The organism is Kocuria kalidii (genome assembly GCF_044462225.1).
Classification (GTDB): Bacteria; Actinomycetota; Actinomycetes; order Actinomycetales; family Micrococcaceae; genus Kocuria; species Kocuria kalidii.
This window is the reverse complement of the sequence record NZ_JBISWJ010000009.1, coordinates 12,795-28,672: the sequence shown is the minus strand read 5'-3', so window position 1 is coordinate 28,672 and position 15,878 is coordinate 12,795. Positions and strand designations below refer to the sequence as shown.

Below are 15,878 nucleotides of genomic sequence, written 5' to 3'. Positions count from 1 at the left end.
CCTCCTGTTCCTAGCCTGGTCCCGTCCGCTCTTCGCGTCCAACGATGAGCGGCGATAGGACCCATCGAGAAGAGGAATCGCGTGGATACGCAGTTGCTCCGCACGTTCGTCCTCGTCGCCCGCAGCGGCAGCTTCACCGCCACCGCCCGGGACCTGAGCTATGTCCAGTCCACCGTCACCGCCCAGCTGCAGGCCCTGGAGCGACACGTGGGCGCCCGCCTGCTGGACCGGTTGCCGAGAGGGGCAGTACCCACCGAGGCCGGTGCCCGGCTGCTGCCCTACGCCGAGCAGCTGCTCGACCTGGAGACCGCACTGGTCGCCGCGGTGTCCGCCCCCGCCGGCGGCCCGGCAGGACGCGTCCGGCTGGTGGCGCCGGAGTCCCTGTGCGCCTACCGACTGCCGGCCCTGCTCGCAGACCTGCGCACCCGGTTCCCCGGGATCCATCTCGGTCTTGCTCCGGCCGGCACGGCCGGGGCCCTCGAGGCCGTGCGCGACAGCACCACGGAGGCGGCCCTGCTGCTCGAACCCGAGCTGACCGCCGCCGACCTGGTCACGGAACCCCTGGGATCCGAAGAACTCACCCTGCTCCACGCCCCCACCGCCGTCCGCGACGGCCCGATGCCCACGTGGCAGGAGTTGGCCGCGTCGGACGTGCTCCTGCTCGAGGAGGGATGCAGTTACAGCGACGAGGTCGCCCGTCGGCTGCGCGCCGCGGGTCAGCCCGACTCCCGGCGCACCCGTTTCGGCAGCATCGAAGCCGTCAAGCGCTGCGTCGCCGCCGGGATGGGCTGGACCGTCCTGCCGACCATCGCCGCCGAGTCGGAGATCGGCGCCGGGACACTCGCTGCCGTGCCGGCGCCCCTCCCGGATGCACCCATGGTGCACCTGGTGACCCACCCCGATCGCACCCTGACCCCCGCGACCCGGCTGGTGCTCGACCGGCTGCGGACACTGTGGATGCCTCCGGATCAACCGTCGCCGGGGATCCGTCCGGCCAGCAGCACTGAGCCCTGAGCCCTGACGGCGTGCTCCATGGAGCGGGTGAACCATGACCGGGGGCCCTGTTCGGGGCTCCTCGTGCGGGCGAGCGGAGCCGCCGGCCATTCCCGCAGAGCCCGCCACGCCGACGCGGTTCGGTGCGTGCCGCCCGCTCACCCGGTCCTCGCGCCGACCGGCGCTGCGCACGCGAAGCCCCTGCCGGTGGACGACCCCTGGGTGCGGTTGTCGGCGGTGTGGGCGAGAATGCATCGCATGGTGCACCCCGGAGATCCGCTGCCACCGCCGCCGGCGCGAGCACCCGATGTCGAGGACGACTTCACCGACGGTCTCCGCTCGGACCTGTGGATCGCCCACTACCTCCCGCACTGGACGACACCGGACCGCTCCGCCGCCCGCGTCGAGCACGTTCCCGGCGGGCTGGCCCTGCGGATCGAGGAGGATCAGCTGGACTGGCGAGCGGAGGACGCACCCCTGCGCGTGTCCAACCTCCAGACCGGCACGTTCTCCGGCGCCCTCGGGTCGCCGCGCGGAACGCACCGTCATCGGCCCGACGGACTCCGCGTGCGCACGGCCACACCCACCCAGCTGCTGTGGGCCCCCTCGTCCGGGCGCATCGACCTCACCGTCAGCGCAACCCAGGATCCCGGGTGCATGCTCGCCGCCTGGCTCGTGGGCACCGAGCACCTGGACGAGAACGCGGCCGGCGAGGTGTGCCTCTTCGAGATCGACGCCGACGCGGTCGGCTCCTCGACGCGGGCCCGCACCGGCATCAAAGCTCATGCCGACCCTGACCTGACCACCGACATGTCCGAGGTCGTGCTGCCCTTCAACGCCACCAGGCCGCACACCTGGACGGTTATCTGGGGGGATGGTGAGACCCGCATCGGATGTGACGGAACGGTCCTCCGCCACCTCGACCAAGCTCCCGGGTATCCCCTGTTCCTCATGATCGACCTCTTCGAGATCGGCCCGCCCCACGGCACGTACCCGAAGTCAGCGGTCATTCACCACGTCCGCGGCTGGGGAGGCAGCTGACCCCTGTCGGCCAGGAAGCCCCGACGGCAACAGCGCCCACACGGACGTCGGCCCCGGTAGCCGGCCGTGTGCCGAGGACTGCCGAGCCGCTCCTCCCACGTCTGTCCAGGGGTCGACCGGCGCCGGTCCGACGGGCCCCTGGGACGGCGTGGACCGCTGGCGGTCCTCCGGCGTGATGACCGACGTGGCGCCCTCCTGGAGCGCGGCCACCGCCCGGACCGGTTCTCCGGTCGGCCTACGGCACCGGCCAGGTGTGCACCGGCTCGTTGGCGTCCATGTGCTCCATGTAGGCCCGCAGCATCCGTCGCAGCGCGGTGGGCCGGTCGGCGCCGTGGCGCTCGAAGTGCTCGACCGCCCGGGTCTGCCACACCGCGCCGTTGACGCCCGACACGCACCGGCCCTCGATGATCCCGAGGTAGCGCTCGCGCACCTCCGGGGCGACCCCCCACTCCTCGAGGCCCTGGTGGGCGAGGGGAAGCAGATGGCGCAGCACGAGCTCGTCGGCGCTGACCTCCCCGAAGCCGGGCCAGTAGCAGCGGGCGTCGAGGCCGTCGCGGGCGGCGCGGGCGAAGTTCTCGGCACAGGCGGGGAAGCTCATCCGGGTCCAGACCGGCCGCTCCTGCCGGGCCAGGACGCGCACGGCACCGTAGTAGAAGGCGGCGTTGGCCATCACGTCGACGATCGTCGGGCCGGCGGGCAGCACCCGGTTCTCGACCCGCAGGTGCGGACGGCCTCCGACGACGTCGTAGATGGGTCGGTTCCACCGGTAGACCGTCCCGTTGTGCAGCCGCAGCTCGGAGAGGTCCGGTGCGATCCCGGCCCGCAGCTTCGCGGCCGGGTCCTCGTCGGTGCTCTCGGCCAGCAGCGCCGGGAAGTAGCGGACGTTCTCCTCGAACAGGTCGAAGATCGAGGTGATCCACCGCTCGCCGAAGAACACCCGCGGGCGCACCCCCTGGTTCTTCAGCTCGACCGGGCGGGTGTCGGTGGCCTGGGCGAACAGCGCGATGCGGGTCTCGGCGTGCAGCCGCCGGCCGAAGAAGAAGGGGCTGTTCGCGCCGAGGGCGGTCTGCGGTGCCGACAGCGCCTGGGCGGCGTTCCAGTGCGCGGCGAACTGTGCGGGGGCGACCTGCAGGTGCAGCTGGACGCTGGTGCACGCCGACTCGGGGGCGATCGAGTCGCAGTAGGTGGAGAGCTGCTCCCCGGTGGGGCCGGCGATCTCGAGGCGGATGTCCTCGCCGCGGGCCACGAAGATCGAGTCGTTGAGCGCCGTGTAGCGGTTGTTGTCGCTGATCCACTCCTGCTCGTAGTGCTCCGGCCGCAGCGTGGGCAGGATGCCGATCGTCACGATGCGCGAGCCGACGCCGCGGGCCTTGGCGTCCGCGGCGTTGAGCGAGGCGCGCAGGTCCTCCTCGAGCTCCAGGGCGGCCCGCCCGGGCAGCGGTCGCGGCGGGACGTTGAGCTCGATGTTGTAGCGGGCCAGCTCGGTCTGGTAGCCGGGGTCCGCGATCGCGGCGAGCACCTCGTCGTTGTGGAAGTGGGGGTCGAGGCGCCCGTCGACGAGGTTCAGCTCGATCTCCAGCCCCGTCATGGGCCGGTCGAACTCGAACGAGTCCCGGGAGAGCATCCGCTCGAACACGTCGAGGTCCTCGTGCACCTTCTCCCGGTAGCGCTGGCGCTGCTCGCGCGTGTAGCTGCGAGCACTGACCTCTTCGCCCACGGTGGCCTCCGATCCCCGGCCGCGGCGCGGCCCCTGGAGACCAACCAACCACATCTGCGCGGGCACACCAAGAGCCCCGCGCCGCGGCCCGCACGGTGCACGGGCTCCCCCGGGGGCCGGTGGCCGCCTGGACCGGTCCGCGACCCGGGGTCAGAGCAGGTCGGCGACGTCGCAGCGCACGTGCACGGCAGGGTGCTTGCGCAGCGCCGAGGCCTTCGCCCGGGCGGCCCGCAGCCGACGGGTGACCTCGCCGGCCGCGCCGTAGCCGAAGAACAGCAGCGCCCGGTGCGGAGCGGGCTCCCCCTCCGGTCCGGGCTCGTGGTCCTCGAGCGGCGTGGGCCCGATGACCCGCACGGCGGGCGGCAGCTCGAGGTCGGCCAGGAACGCCGCGACCGCGGCGGCCGGTCCCGTCACGGCCGCCGAGCGCACGGCCGGGGGCAGGCCCAGGGACTGCCGCTCCACGAGCTCGCGGTCGGCGTGCCCGGCGGGGTCCCAGCGCACGAGCGCCCCCACGGCGCCGGCGTGCTCCGCGGTGACCACCACGACCCCGCCGTCCCGGGCCCGGCGCACCAGTGCGGCCGCGTTGAACCACCGGCGCAGCGTCTGCTCCGCGGCACGCAGGGCGGGCCGCACGAGCATCTGGTTGCCGTCCAGCAGCAGGGCCGCGGCGTAGCCCCCCTCCGCGACCGGCTCGGCGCCCGGGGTGGCCACCACGAGGGCCGGCGACCCGGCGACGTCAGCGCGCACCGCCTCGCCCGAGGACGCCACGACGGGCACCTGCGGGAACGCCCGGCCGAGCTCCTCGGCGGTGCGCAGCGCCCCGACGGTGACCAGGCGCATCCGCGGGGAGCCGCACGCCGCGCACGACCAGGAGTGCGCCGAGCGGCCGCACCACCCGCACCGGGGCACCCCGCGCCGGGACACCACGCCGAGGGGGCCGTCGCACGAGGTGCAGCGGGCGGGCTCCCGGCAGCGCTCGCACGCGAGGTGCGGGGCGTAGCCGGCGCGGGCCACCTGCACGAGGACGGGACCCCGCTCGAGGGCCTCGCGGGCGGCCCGGTAGGCGGTCTCGGGCAGCCGGGCCCGCGAGGCCAGGGGGTCCCGGACGGCGTGGTAGGAGTCGGCGGTCGAGACGATGCGGGGCATGTGGGCGCGCAGCACGTCGCGGGCGGGGGCGATCCGGCGGGCCCATCCGGAGGCGACGAGCCGCTGCGCCTCGGGGCTGACGGCGTGCCCGGCGAACAGGGCCGCGCACCCGCTGCGCCCGGCGCGCAGCAGCAGCACGTCCCGGACGTGCTGGTAGGGGGCGCGCTGCTCCACGAGGTTCTCGTCGCCGTCGTCGAAACAGGCCACGAGGCCGAGGTCGTCCACGGGGGCGTAGGCCGCGGAGCGGGTGCCCAGGACCACCCGGACCTGGCCGGTCGCCGCGGCGAGGAACGCCCGGTAGCGGGGCGTGGGACCGTCGTCGGCGTGCAGGCGCACCAGATGGTCCGCGCCGATCTCGTCCCCCACCGAGCGCTCCAGGCGCGCCAGGGCCTTCTGGTCCGCGACGACGGCGACCGCCCCGCGACCGGCCCGCCAGGCCGCGCCGATGGCCGCCGCCAGCACGTCCGTCCAGTCGTGGGCGGGGTGGGAGGGCAGCACCTCGACGACGGCCCGGGGGGCGCCCCCTCCCGCGAGGTCCGCCAGGAAGGCCGCCCCGCCGGCGTAGTCGGCCAGCGCGGCGTCGTGGGAGGGCCCCGGAGCCTGCGGGGACAGCCCCGTGGAGTGGCCCGGCGCCTCGGCCAGCCGCTGCTCGACCTCCTTCTCGACGCGGGCGACCCGGGGCGGGACGGCGACCCGCACGACGTCCGCGGTCGTGCCGGCGCAGCGGGCGGCGACGTCCTCGGCCAGCAGCGCGACCTCCGGGGACAGCACGGGCAGCGGGGACAGCACCCGGCGCAGCGGCTGGATCCGGTGCATCACCTCGGAGTCGGCGGTGCGCGCGAGCACGTAGCCCGTCAGGTCCTGGCCTCCGAAGCCGACCTTGACCCGCGCGCCCGGCACGGCCGCGTCGGCGAGCTCGGCCGGCACGAGGTAGTCGAACGGACGGTCCAGGTGGGGGACGTGCGTGTCCAGCAGCACCCGGGCCACGGGGTCGCTGGCCGCCGGTGAGACGGCGCCCACGCCCTTCGCGTCGTCGCGCGGCGGGCGCGGGGGGAAGCCCGAGAGGAGCGACAGCTGCCGCGGGCCCTCCGCGGCGCCCCCGGCGTCCTCCGGGTCCACGGTCAGATCCCGGCGGCCGACCGCAGGTCCGCGACGCGGTCGGTGCGCTCCCACGTGAACTCGGGGTCGGAACGGCCGAAGTGCCCGTGCGCGGCGGTGCGCGCGTAGATGGGCCGCTTGAGGTCGAGGTCCTCGATGATGGCCAGGGGCCGCAGGTCGAACACCTCGTGGATGGCGCGTTCGATCCGCAGGGGGTCGACGTGCTCGGTGCCGAAGGTCTCGACGTAGAGACCGACCGGGGCGGCCCGCCCGATGGCGTAGGCCACCTGCACCTCGACGCGGTCGGCGAGACCGGCGGCCACGACGTTCTTGGCCACCCAGCGCATCGCGTAGGCGGCGGAGCGGTCGACCTTCGACGGGTCCTTGCCGGAGAAGGCGCCCCCGCCGTGGCGGGCCATGCCGCCGTAGGTGTCCACGATGATCTTGCGCCCGGTCAGGCCGGCGTCCCCCACGGGGCCGCCGCGCACGAAGTTGCCGGCCGGGTTGATGATGACCTGGGTCCCGGACAGGTCCAGCCCGGTCTCCTCCAGGACGGGGTCCACCACGCTCTGCCGCAGGTCGGAGGCGAGCTGGTCGAGGTCGTAGCCCTCGACGTGCTGGGAGGAGACGACCACGGTGTCGACGGCCACCGGCCGGTGGCCGTCGTAGCCGAGTGTGACCTGCGTCTTGCCGTCGGGGCGCAGACCCGGCAGCACGGCGGTCTTGCGCACGCGGGTGAGCTGCTCGGACAGGCGGTGGGCGATGAAGATCGGCGCCGGCATGAGCACCTCGGTCTCGTCGGACGCGTAGCCGAACATGATGCCCTGGTCCCCGGCGCCCTGTGCGTCGCGGGCGTCGCGGGCGGTGCCCTCGCGCAGCTCGAGGGACTGGAACACGCCCTCGTAGATCTCCGGGGACTGCTCCCCCACGCTGATGGAGACCCCGCAGAACTCGCCGTCGAAGCCGTGCACCGAGGAGTTGTAGCCGATGTCGAGCAGCGTCTTGCGCACCACGTTGGGGATCTCCACGTACCCGCGGGTCTTCACCTCGCCGGCCACGTGCACCAGCCCGGTGGTCACCATGGTCTCGACCGCCACCGAGGACTCGGGGTCCTGGCGCAGGAGGTCGTCCAGGATGGAGTCGCTGATCTGGTCGCAAATCTTGTCGGGGTGTCCCTCCGTGACGGACTCGGAGGTGAACAGTCTCAGGTGCTGGGTCGTCTCGCTCACGGGAGACCACACTACCGGGCGCCCCGGACGGCGCAGCGCCGTGCCGCGCATGCCGGTGCCGTGGACTGCCGGTGCCGTGCAGTGGCGTGCCGTCCGCACCGGGTCCGGGTGCGGGTGCGGGGCCGCACCCGGGTCAGGCGCGGACGCCGGCCAGTTCCTGCGCGATGCGCGCCACGAGCCCGCGGGCCACGTCCGTCTTCGACCCCTCGAGGACCTGCTCGGGGCCGCCGGCGGCGCTGAGCACGGTCAGGGAGGTGGTGTCCTGGCCGAACACGAGGTTCTCCCCCACGTGGTTCACGGCCAGCAGGTCGCACCCCTTGCGGGCGAGCTTGCGGCGCCCGAACGTCAGGGGGTCGGTCTCGGCGTCGCCGGTCTCGGCGGCGAAGCCGACCAGGAGCTGTCGGCGCCGGGCGGTGTTGCGCAGGTCCACGAGCTCCTTGAGGACGTCGGGGTTGCGCACGAGCTCGAGCACGGGGTTGGACCCGTCCTCGGCCTTCTTCAGCTTGGCGTCCGCGATCCGGGCCGGACGGTAGTCGGCCACCGCGGCCGCCATCACCACGACGTCGGACCGCGCCGCGCCCCGCACGCACGCCCGGCGCAGCTGCTCGGCCGTGCCGGCGTGCACGACCTCCACGCCGGCGGGCACCGGCGTCTCCAGGTGCGCGGCCACGAGCGTCACGGCGGCCCCGGCGTCCCGGGCGGCGGCGGCGACCGCCACGCCCTGCTTGCCGGAGGAGCGGTTGCCCAGGAACCGGACGGGGTCCAGGGGCTCGCGGGTGCCGCCCGCGCTGACCAGGACCCGCACGCCGGACAGCGGACCGTCGGGGGCGCCGCCCCGGCCGGCCAGGCGCAGCGCGGCGTCCCGGATGGCCTCGGGCTCGGGGAGCCGGCCGGGGCCGGAGTCGGGGCCCGTGAGCCGGCCCACGGCGGGCTCGAGGACCGCGTGGCCGTGGGCCCGCAGGGCCGCGACGTTGGCCTGCACGGCCGGGTTGAGCCACATCTCGGTGTGCATCGCCGGGGCGAAGAGCACCGGGGCGCGCGTGGCCAGCAGCGTGGTGGTCAGCAGGTCGTCGGCGTGCCCGTGGGCGGCGCGCGCCAGCAGGTCGGCGGTCGCCGGGGCGACGACGACGAGGTCCGCGGCCTGTCCCTGGTGGACGTGGTTGACCTCGTCCACCCGGTCGAAGACGTCCGTGCTGACGCGCTCGCCCGAGAGGGCCTCCCAGGTGGGGGCGCCCACGAACCGCAGCGCGGCCGCGGTGGGGACGGGCACCACCGTGTGGCCGCTCTCGGTGAACAGCCGCAGGAGCAGCGCCGCCTTGTAGGCGGCGATGCCCCCGCCGACACCGAGGACGATCCTCATGCCGGGCGCACCGGGCCGCGGGGAGCCGGCCGGATCACTGGTCCTGGAGGTCCCCGGGCTCCCGCCCCGGCTCCTCCGGGGCGGCGTCCGCGGCGTCACCGGCACCGTTGGCGGGGTTGTCCTCGCCGCTGCCGGGGAGGTCGCCCAGCGGCTCGGCCGGGGACTCGGAGCCCGAGGAGAAGTCCACGGACGGGCCGGCGGAGAAGGCGGTGTCCGCGGAGAAGTCGACGGCGCTCTCGTCGGTGCCCTGGGCGAAGAAGTCGGCGCCGAACACGTCGGCGGCGAGGTCGGCCTCCGTGGTGAGCTGGCCGTTCTCGGCGAAGCCGGCGTGCTCGACCGGGCGGCCCTCGATGAGTCCCTCGTCGATCTCGCGGAAGGAGATGGACAGCGGCTTCTCGTTGAGCTGGGTGTCCACGAGCGGACCGACGTACTCGAACAGGCCCTCGTGCAGCTGCGAGTAGTAGGCGTTGATCTGCCGGGCGCGCCGGGCACCGAAGATGACGAGCCCGTACTTGGAGTCGGACTTCTTCAGCAGGGCGTCGATCGGCGGGTTGATAATGCCTTCGGTGTGGGTAGACAAGCGATTGCTCCAGACGGGGTGGGCGGGTATCAGGACGCGGGCTCGGAGGCGATCCCCATGAGCCGCACGAGTTCGGCGGCGGCGCGCTCGACGCGGTCGTTGACGACGGTGTGGTCGAACTCCGGTTCGGCCGCGAGCTCCAGTTTAGCGGTTTCCAGCCGGACCCGCTGTTCCGCGGCGGTCTCGGTGCCCCGGCCCACGAGCCGGGCGACCATCTCGTCCCAGCTGGGCGGGGCGAGGAACACGAAGTTCGCCTCGGGCATGGTGTTGCGGATCTGCCGGGCGCCCTGCAGGTCGATCTCCAGGAGGACGCTGCGCCCGCCCGCCAGCGCCTGCTCCACGGTGGAGCGCAGCGTGCCGTACCGGTGCGAGTTGTGCACCACGGCCCACTCGAGCAGCTGGCCGTCGCGCGCCATCGCGTCGAACTCCTCGTCGGAGACGAAGAAGTAGTGGGTGCCGTCGACCTCCCCGGGCCGGGGGTCCCGGGTGGTCACGGAGACGGACAGCCAGACCTGGGGGTAGTGGTCCCGGACGTAGGTCGAGACCGTGCCCTTGCCCACGGCGGTGGGCCCGGCGAGCACGGTCAGGGACGGGCGCGCGGCGCGGGGCGCGTCGGGACTCACGGGCATCCTCCTGGGACTGGGGTGTTTCCCCCAATCTAGCCGATGCCGCCCGGCCCTCCCGCGCCCCGCCCGTCCGCCTCAGCGGTCGAGGCACTCGATCTCAGCGGTCGATGTACTCGATGAGCGCCCTGCGCTGGTGCACGCCGAGCCCGCGCAGCCGGCGCGTCCGGGCGATGCCGATCTCGTCCATGATGGCCGCCGAGCGCACCTTGCCGATGCCGGGGGTGGCCTCCAGCAGGTCGGAGACCTTGAGCCGGCTCACGGCCTCGTCCCGGTCCGCCCGGTCGAGGATCTCGGCGACCGTCGTCCGGCGTTCGCGCAGCCCCTTCTTCACGTCGGCACGCGCGGTCCGTGCCCTGGTGGCCTTCTCCCTCGCGGCGGCTCGCTCGTCGTCGGTCAACGGACGCAGTGCCATGTGGTTCCTCCTCGTCGCCACGGACTGCAGCCCCCGTCCCTCGGAAGGACGGACAGCCCGTTTGCTAAAGAAACTACATGAAGATCGATTCAACACGGGGCGACACGACCGGCGTGTGACCAGGGGTGTCGTCGCCGGGGACCGGCGGGGGCGCGCGCGGACGCGCCCGGGGGCTTCAGCCCAGGGCGGCCGCCAGCTCCCCGGCGGAGCGCCGGACCGCCTCCCGCAGCGCCGGCACGTCCGGTCCCTGCCGCAGGATCGCCCGGCTCGAGGCGGCGAGCACCTGGCCGCCCGCGGCGCCGAACACGACCGGGAGGTCCTCGGCGCGGGCGCCCTGGGCGCCGTAGCCCGGGGCGAGCAGCGGGCCGCGCACCGCCGTCAGGTCGATGCCCAGCTCGGTCAGGGCGTTCCCGACCGTGGCGCCCACCACGAGCCCGCACGAGCCCAGGCCGGCCCGGGCGGCCGACCCGCCCGCCGCCCCGAGGAGCCGGGCGTTCTCGGCCCCGGCCGCGGCGCACACGGAGCGGGCCACCGACTCCCGGCCCCCGGCGTGCTGGACGGAGCGGCCCTCCGGGTTGGACGTGAGCGCCAGGACGAACGTGCCGCGCCCGGTGCGGGCGGCCAGGTCCAGGGCGGGGCGCAGCGACTCGACGCCGAGGTAGGGGCTCAGGGTGACGGCGTCGGCGGCGAGCGGGGACCCCTCCCCCAGCCACGCGGCCGCGTAGGCCTCCATGGTGGAGCCGATGTCGCCGCGCTTGGCGTCGGCGACGGTCAGCAGGCCGGCCGAACGGGCCAGCCCGAGGAGCTCCTCGAGCACCGCGAAGCCGGCGGACCCGTAGGCCTCGAACAGCGCCACCTGCGGCTTGACCGCCGGGGCGTGGCCCGCCGCCGCCTCCAGGACCGTCAGCGCGAACCGGCGCAGTCCCTCGGCGGAGCGGGGCAGGCCCCAGGCCTCGAGCAGGCCGGGGTGCGGGTCGATGCCCACGCACAGCGGGCCGTGCGCGTCCATCGCCGCACCCAGCCGCGCGCCGAAGGGTGCACGACCGGGTGCGGCCGGCGCGGGGGCGGGGAGCTCAGGCACGAACGACCTCGGGCTCCTCGGCGCGCACGAGGGCCGCCAGGCGCTGCTCGTGCTCCTGCAGGCTCGTCACGTCCCACGTGTAGGAGCGCAGCGCCGTGACGGCCTGCAGGGCGGCGCCGAGCACGGAGACCGTGGTCATCAGGGGCACGCCCACGCTCGTGGCCGCGGCGCGGATCTCGTAGCCGTCCCCCCGGGCGGCACCGCCGGCGGGCGTGTTGAAGATCAGGTCGATCTCCCCGTCCGCGATGAGGTCCACGATGGTCCGCTCCCCGGGGGCCGTCTCCCGGATCTTGCGGACCACGGTGGACTCGATGCCGTTGCGGCGCAGCACGTCGGCGGTCCCGCCCGTGGCGAGGATGTCGAAGCCGAGGTCGCGGAACATCCGCACGTAGGCGATGGAGGAGCGCTTGTCCTTGTTGGCCACCGAGACGAACATCCGCCCGGACGTGGGCAGGGAGACGTTCGCCGCGGCCTGGGCCTTGGCGAAGGCGGTGTCGAAGTACTTGTCCAGGCCCATGACCTCGCCGGTGGAGCGCATCTCCGGGCCGAGCAGGGAGTCGACGACGGCCCCCTCGGCGGTGCGGAACCGCGCGAAGGGCAGGACGGCCTCCTTCACGGCCACGGGGGCCGAGGCCGGCAGCGTGCTCCCGTCGATCCGCTGGGGCAGGTGCCCCTGCGCCCGGAGCTGGGCGATGGTCGTGCCGGTGCCGATGAGGGCCGCGGCCTTGGCCAGCTGCACGCCCGTGGCCTTGGAGACGAACGGCACCGTGCGGGAGGCCCGCGGATTGGCCTCGATGACGTAGAGGATGTCGGAGGCCACCGCGAACTGGATGTTGATGAGCCCGCACACGCCCACGCCGCGGGCGATGGCCAGGGTGGCCTCGCGCACGCGCTCGACCACGTCCGGCCCGAGGGTGATGGAGGGCAGGGTGCACGCGGAGTCGCCGGAGTGGATGCCGGCCTCCTCGAGGTGCTCCATGACCCCGCCCACGTAGAGCTCCCGGCCGTCGTAGAGGGCGTCCACGTCGATCTCGATGGCGTCCTCGAGGAACTTGTCGATCAGCGCCGGCCGCGCGGACGAGACCTCGGTGGCGTTGCGCAGGTAGCGGGCCAGGGCCGGCTCGTCGTAGACGATCTCCATGCCGCGGCCGCCGAGCACGTACGAGGGGCGCACGAGCACCGGGTAGCCGATGTCGTCCGCGATCCGCTTGGCGTCCTCGAAGGTGGACGCCGTGCCGTTCTTCGGCTGGCGCAGGCCGGCCTCGCCGAGCACGCGGGCGAACTCCCCGCGGTCCTCGGCGAGGTCGATGGCCTCCGGGGTGGTGCCGAGGATCGGCACCCCCGCGGCCTTGAGCTGGGCGGCGAGCTTGAGCGGGGTCTGCCCGCCCAGCTGCACGAACACCCCGAGCAGCCCGCCGGTGCGCCGCTCGGCCTCGACGACCTCCATGACGTCCTCGAAGGTCAGCGGTTCGAAGTACAGCCGCGTGGAGACGTCGTAGTCGGTGGAGACGGTCTCCGGGTTGCAGTTGACCATGACGGTCTCGTGCCCGGCCTCGCGCAGCACCATGGACGCGTGCACGCACGAGTAGTCGAACTCGATGCCCTGTCCGATCCGGTTGGGCCCGGAGCCCAGGATCATGATCGAGGGACGCTCGTGCCGGCCCACCTCGTTCTCCTCGTCGTAGGAGGAGTAGTGGTACGGGGTGAACGCCTCGAACTCCGCCGCGCACGTGTCGACCGTCTTGAACACGGGACGGATGCCCAGCGCGTGGCGCACACCGCGCACCACGTCCTCGGCCAGGTGGGTGAGCTCCCCGATCTGCGCGTCGGAGAAGCCGTGCCGCTTGGCCAGGCGCAGGGTGCGGACCGTGAGGTCGCCGTCCTGGCGCACGACGTCCGCGACCTCGTTGAGCAGCACGAGCTGGTCGAGGTACCAGGGGTCGATGCCCGTGGCCTCGTAGAGCCGCTCCACGGACGCGCCGGCCAGCAGGGCCTGCTGGACCTGCCGGATGCGCTCCGTGGTGGGCGTCCGCGTGGCGTCGACGAGCCGCGCCAGGGCGTCGTCGTCGAGCTCGGGACGCACGAACGAGAAGCTGGAGTCCTTCTGCTCGAGGGAGCGCATGGCCTTCTGCAGCGCCTCGGTGAAGTTGCGCCCGATCGCCATGGCCTCGCCCACCGACTTCATGGTGGTGGTCAGCGTGGGGTCCGCGGCAGGGAACTTCTCGAACGCGAAGCGCGGGATCTTCACGACGACGTAGTCCAGCGTCGGCTCGAAGGACGCGGGGGTCTTGCGCGTGATGTCGTTGGGGATCTCGTCGAGGGTATAGCCGAGCGAGAGCTTCGTGGCGATCTTGGCGATCGGGAAGCCGGTGGCCTTCGAGGCGAGGGCCGAGGAGCGGGAGACCCGCGGGTTCATCTCGATGACGACGACGCGGCCGGTGTCCGGCTCGATCGCGAACTGGATGTTGCACCCGCCGGTGTCCACGCCCACCTCGCGGATCACGGCGATCGCGATGTCCCGCAGGTTCTGGTACTCGCGGTCGGTCAGGGTCATGGCCGGGGCCACCGTGATCGAGTCGCCGGTGTGCACCCCGACGGGGTCGAAGTTCTCGATGGAGCACACGACCACCACGTTGTCGTGCCGGTCGCGCATCATCTCCAGCTCGTACTCCTTCCAGCCGAGGATGGACTCCTCGAGGAGCACCTCGGAGGTGGGGCTGTACTGGATGCCGGCGCCGGCGATGCGGTGCAGGTCCTGCTCGTCGTAGGCCATGCCCGAGCCCAGGCCGCCCATCGTGAAGGAGGGGCGGACCACCATGGGGTAACCCAGCTCCTCGGCCGCGGCCAGGGCCTCGGACATGGAGTGCACGATGACCGAGCGGGCGGACTCGGCGCCGCAGCGCTCCACCACGCCCTTGAACTTCTCCCGGTCCTCGCCGAGGTTGATGGCCTCGACGTTCGCGCCGATCAGCTCCACCCCGTACTTCTCGAGCACGCCGTTGCCGTCGAGGGCGATCGCCGTGTTGAGCGCGGTCTGCCCGCCCAGGGTGGGCAGCAGGGCGTCGGGCCGCTCCTTGGCGATGATCTTCTCCACCACCTCGGGGGTGATGGGCTCCACGTAGGTCGCGTCGGCGAACTCGGGGTCGGTCATGATGGTCGCCGGGTTGGAGTTCACGAGGATGACCCGCAGGCCCTCCTCCTTGAGCACCCGGAGGGCCTGCGTGCCCGAGTAGTCGAACTCGGCGGCCTGCCCGATGACGATCGGCCCGGAGCCGATGACCAGAACGCTGGTGAGATCTGTCCTGCGCGGCATGTCAGTGCTGCCCTTCCGTGGTGGCTGCGTCCGCGTCCGGTCGCGCGCCCTGCGCGCCGCCGGGGACGGCGTTGTCGATGGTCGGGTCGGCGCGGCCGTCCCGGTGGCTGTCCATCAGCTCGATGAACCGGCCGAAGAGGTAGGAGGCGTCGTGCGGGCCGGCGGCGGCCTCCGGGTGGTACTGCACCGAGAAGGCGGGCAGGTCGAGGCAGTTGAGCCCCTCCACCACGTCGTCGTTGAGGCACACGTGGCTGACCTCGACGCGCCCGAACTCCCCCAGGGGCGCCTCGACCGGGCCGTCCAGGGGCGCGTCGACGGCGAAGCCGTGGTTGTGGGCGGTGATCTCCACGCGCGCGGTCCTCCGGTCCAGCACCGGCTGGTTGATCCCCCGGTGGCCGAAGACGAGCTTGTAGGTGCCGAAGCCCAGGGCCCGGCCGAGCAGCTGGTTGCCGAAGCAGATGCCGAAGAACGGGATGCCGGCGCGCAGCACCTCGCGCAGGGTCCCGACCTGCCGCTCGGCGGTGGCCGGGTCGCCGGGGCCGTTGGAGAAGAACACGCCGCGCGGGTCCAGGGCCCGGATCTGCTCGAAGGTCGTGTCGGCGGGCACCACGTGCACGCGCACGCCGCGCTCGGCGAAGCGGTGGGGGGTCATCGACTTGATGCCCAGGTCCACCGCCACGAGCTCGTGCAGCACCTCGCCCGTCCAGCCGTGCTCGGCGGGCTCGACGACGTAGGCCTCCGGGACGGTGACGGTCTCGGCGAGCCGGCGTCCCTCCATCCGCTCGGCGGCGCCGACCTCGGCCGCGAGCTCGGCGTCGGGGCGCCGGGCCGCGTCCCCGGAGAAGATGCCGCCGCGCATCGCGCCGCGGTCGCGCAGGTGGCGGGTGACGGCCCGGGTGTCGACGTCCTGGATGCCGACGACGCCCTGCGCCGCCAGCTGCTCGTCGAGGGAGCCCTCGGAGCGCCAGTTGGACGGCCGGCGGGCGGCGTCGCGCACCACGTAGCCGGACACCCAGATCCGCCGCGACTCGGCGTCGGCGGCGTTCACGCCGGTGTTGCCGATGTGCGGGGCGGTCTGCACGACCAGCTGGCCGGCGTAGGACGGGTCGGTGATGGTCTCCTGGTAGCCGGTCATGCCGGTGGAGAACACGGCCTCGCCGAGGGCGGTGCCGAGCGCGCCGTAGGCGCGGCCGCGGAAGACGCGGCCGTCCTCCAGCACGAGCACGGCGGGTTCAGTGGTGATCGAGCTCAAGGTCGTCCTCACGTTCGTGTCTGTGGGCGG

The 15,878-nt window shown here is 73.7% G+C and carries 12 protein-coding genes; 2 read left to right on the top strand and 10 right to left on the bottom strand.

Annotated elements, in window-relative coordinates; genetic code table 11:
* Positions 1–81 precede the first annotated feature (81 nt).
* A complete protein-coding gene (locus ACH9D3_RS01450; RefSeq protein WP_396409584.1) occupies positions 82–1,014 on the top strand; it encodes a LysR substrate-binding domain-containing protein in 933 nt (310 codons plus the stop codon).
* 237 nt (positions 1,015–1,251) lie between these two features.
* Positions 1,252–2,034 (top strand): hypothetical protein, encoded by a 783-nt coding sequence (locus ACH9D3_RS01445; RefSeq protein ID WP_396409583.1) that lies wholly within the window; start codon positions 1,252–1,254, stop codon positions 2,032–2,034.
* A 235-nt stretch (positions 2,035–2,269) separates the two neighbouring features.
* On the opposite strand, the gene ACH9D3_RS01440 is transcribed toward ACH9D3_RS01445, so the two are convergent.
* From ACH9D3_RS01440 to carA, 10 genes are all read right to left on the bottom strand, one after another.
* Positions 2,270–3,751, bottom strand: coding sequence for a glutamate--cysteine ligase (locus ACH9D3_RS01440; protein ID WP_396409582.1), 1,482 nt, complete (start codon positions 3,749–3,751; stop codon positions 2,270–2,272).
* A 150-nt stretch (positions 3,752–3,901) separates the two neighbouring features.
* Positions 3,902–6,016: a primosomal protein N' family DNA-binding protein gene (locus ACH9D3_RS01435; protein ID WP_396409581.1), complete on the bottom strand. Its 2,115-nt coding sequence runs from the start codon at positions 6,014–6,016 to the stop codon at positions 3,902–3,904.
* 2 nt (positions 6,017–6,018) lie between these two features.
* Positions 6,019–7,224 (bottom strand): methionine adenosyltransferase, encoded by a 1,206-nt coding sequence (metK, locus tag ACH9D3_RS01430; protein ID WP_396398102.1) that lies wholly within the window; start codon positions 7,222–7,224, stop codon positions 6,019–6,021.
* Positions 7,225–7,357: 133 nt separating this feature from the next.
* Entirely contained in the window at positions 7,358–8,584 is a 1,227-nt protein-coding gene (coaBC, locus tag ACH9D3_RS01425) for a bifunctional phosphopantothenoylcysteine decarboxylase/phosphopantothenate--cysteine ligase CoaBC (protein ID WP_396409580.1), read from the bottom strand.
* 34 nt (positions 8,585–8,618) lie between these two features.
* Positions 8,619–9,164, bottom strand: coding sequence for a DNA-directed RNA polymerase subunit omega (gene rpoZ / locus ACH9D3_RS01420; protein ID WP_396409579.1), 546 nt, complete (start codon positions 9,162–9,164; stop codon positions 8,619–8,621).
* 29 nt (positions 9,165–9,193) lie between these two features.
* Positions 9,194–9,793, bottom strand: coding sequence for a guanylate kinase (gene gmk / locus ACH9D3_RS01415; RefSeq protein WP_396409578.1), 600 nt, complete (start codon positions 9,791–9,793; stop codon positions 9,194–9,196).
* Positions 9,794–9,887: 94 nt separating this feature from the next.
* On the bottom strand, positions 9,888–10,202 hold the full coding sequence (gene mihF, locus ACH9D3_RS01410) for an integration host factor, actinobacterial type (protein WP_396409577.1): 315 nt from the start codon (positions 10,200–10,202) through the stop codon (positions 9,888–9,890).
* Positions 10,203–10,377: 175 nt separating this feature from the next.
* Entirely contained in the window at positions 10,378–11,283 is a 906-nt protein-coding gene (gene pyrF / locus ACH9D3_RS01405) for an orotidine-5'-phosphate decarboxylase (RefSeq protein ID WP_396409576.1), read from the bottom strand.
* On the bottom strand, positions 11,276–14,596 hold the full coding sequence (carB, locus tag ACH9D3_RS01400) for a carbamoyl-phosphate synthase large subunit (protein ID WP_396398096.1): 3,321 nt from the start codon (positions 14,594–14,596) through the stop codon (positions 11,276–11,278). The genes pyrF and carB overlap by 8 nt, the downstream gene beginning before the upstream one ends.
* A gap of 1 nt (position 14,597) precedes the next feature.
* On the bottom strand, positions 14,598–15,848 hold the full coding sequence (gene carA / locus ACH9D3_RS01395; RefSeq protein WP_396409575.1) for a glutamine-hydrolyzing carbamoyl-phosphate synthase small subunit: 1,251 nt from the start codon (positions 15,846–15,848) through the stop codon (positions 14,598–14,600).
* Between the last annotated feature and the right edge of the window lie 30 nt (positions 15,849–15,878).

What these genes read in the sequence shown, in the direction of transcription:
- coaBC (WP_396409580.1), bottom strand. Translation starts at nt 8,584, where the DNA reads ATGAGGATCGTCCTCGGTGTCGGCGGGGGCATCGCCGCCTACAAGGCG.
- carB (WP_396398096.1), bottom strand. Translation starts at nt 14,596, where the DNA reads ATGCCGCGCAGGACAGATCTCACCAGCGTTCTGGTCATCGGCTCCGGG.
- ACH9D3_RS01445 (WP_396409583.1), top strand. Translation starts at nt 1,252, where the DNA reads ATGGTGCACCCCGGAGATCCGCTGCCACCGCCGCCGGCGCGAGCACCC.
- mihF (WP_396409577.1), bottom strand. Translation starts at nt 10,202, where the DNA reads ATGGCACTGCGTCCGTTGACCGACGACGAGCGAGCCGCCGCGAGGGAG.
- gmk (WP_396409578.1), bottom strand. Translation starts at nt 9,793, where the DNA reads ATGCCCGTGAGTCCCGACGCGCCCCGCGCCGCGCGCCCGTCCCTGACC.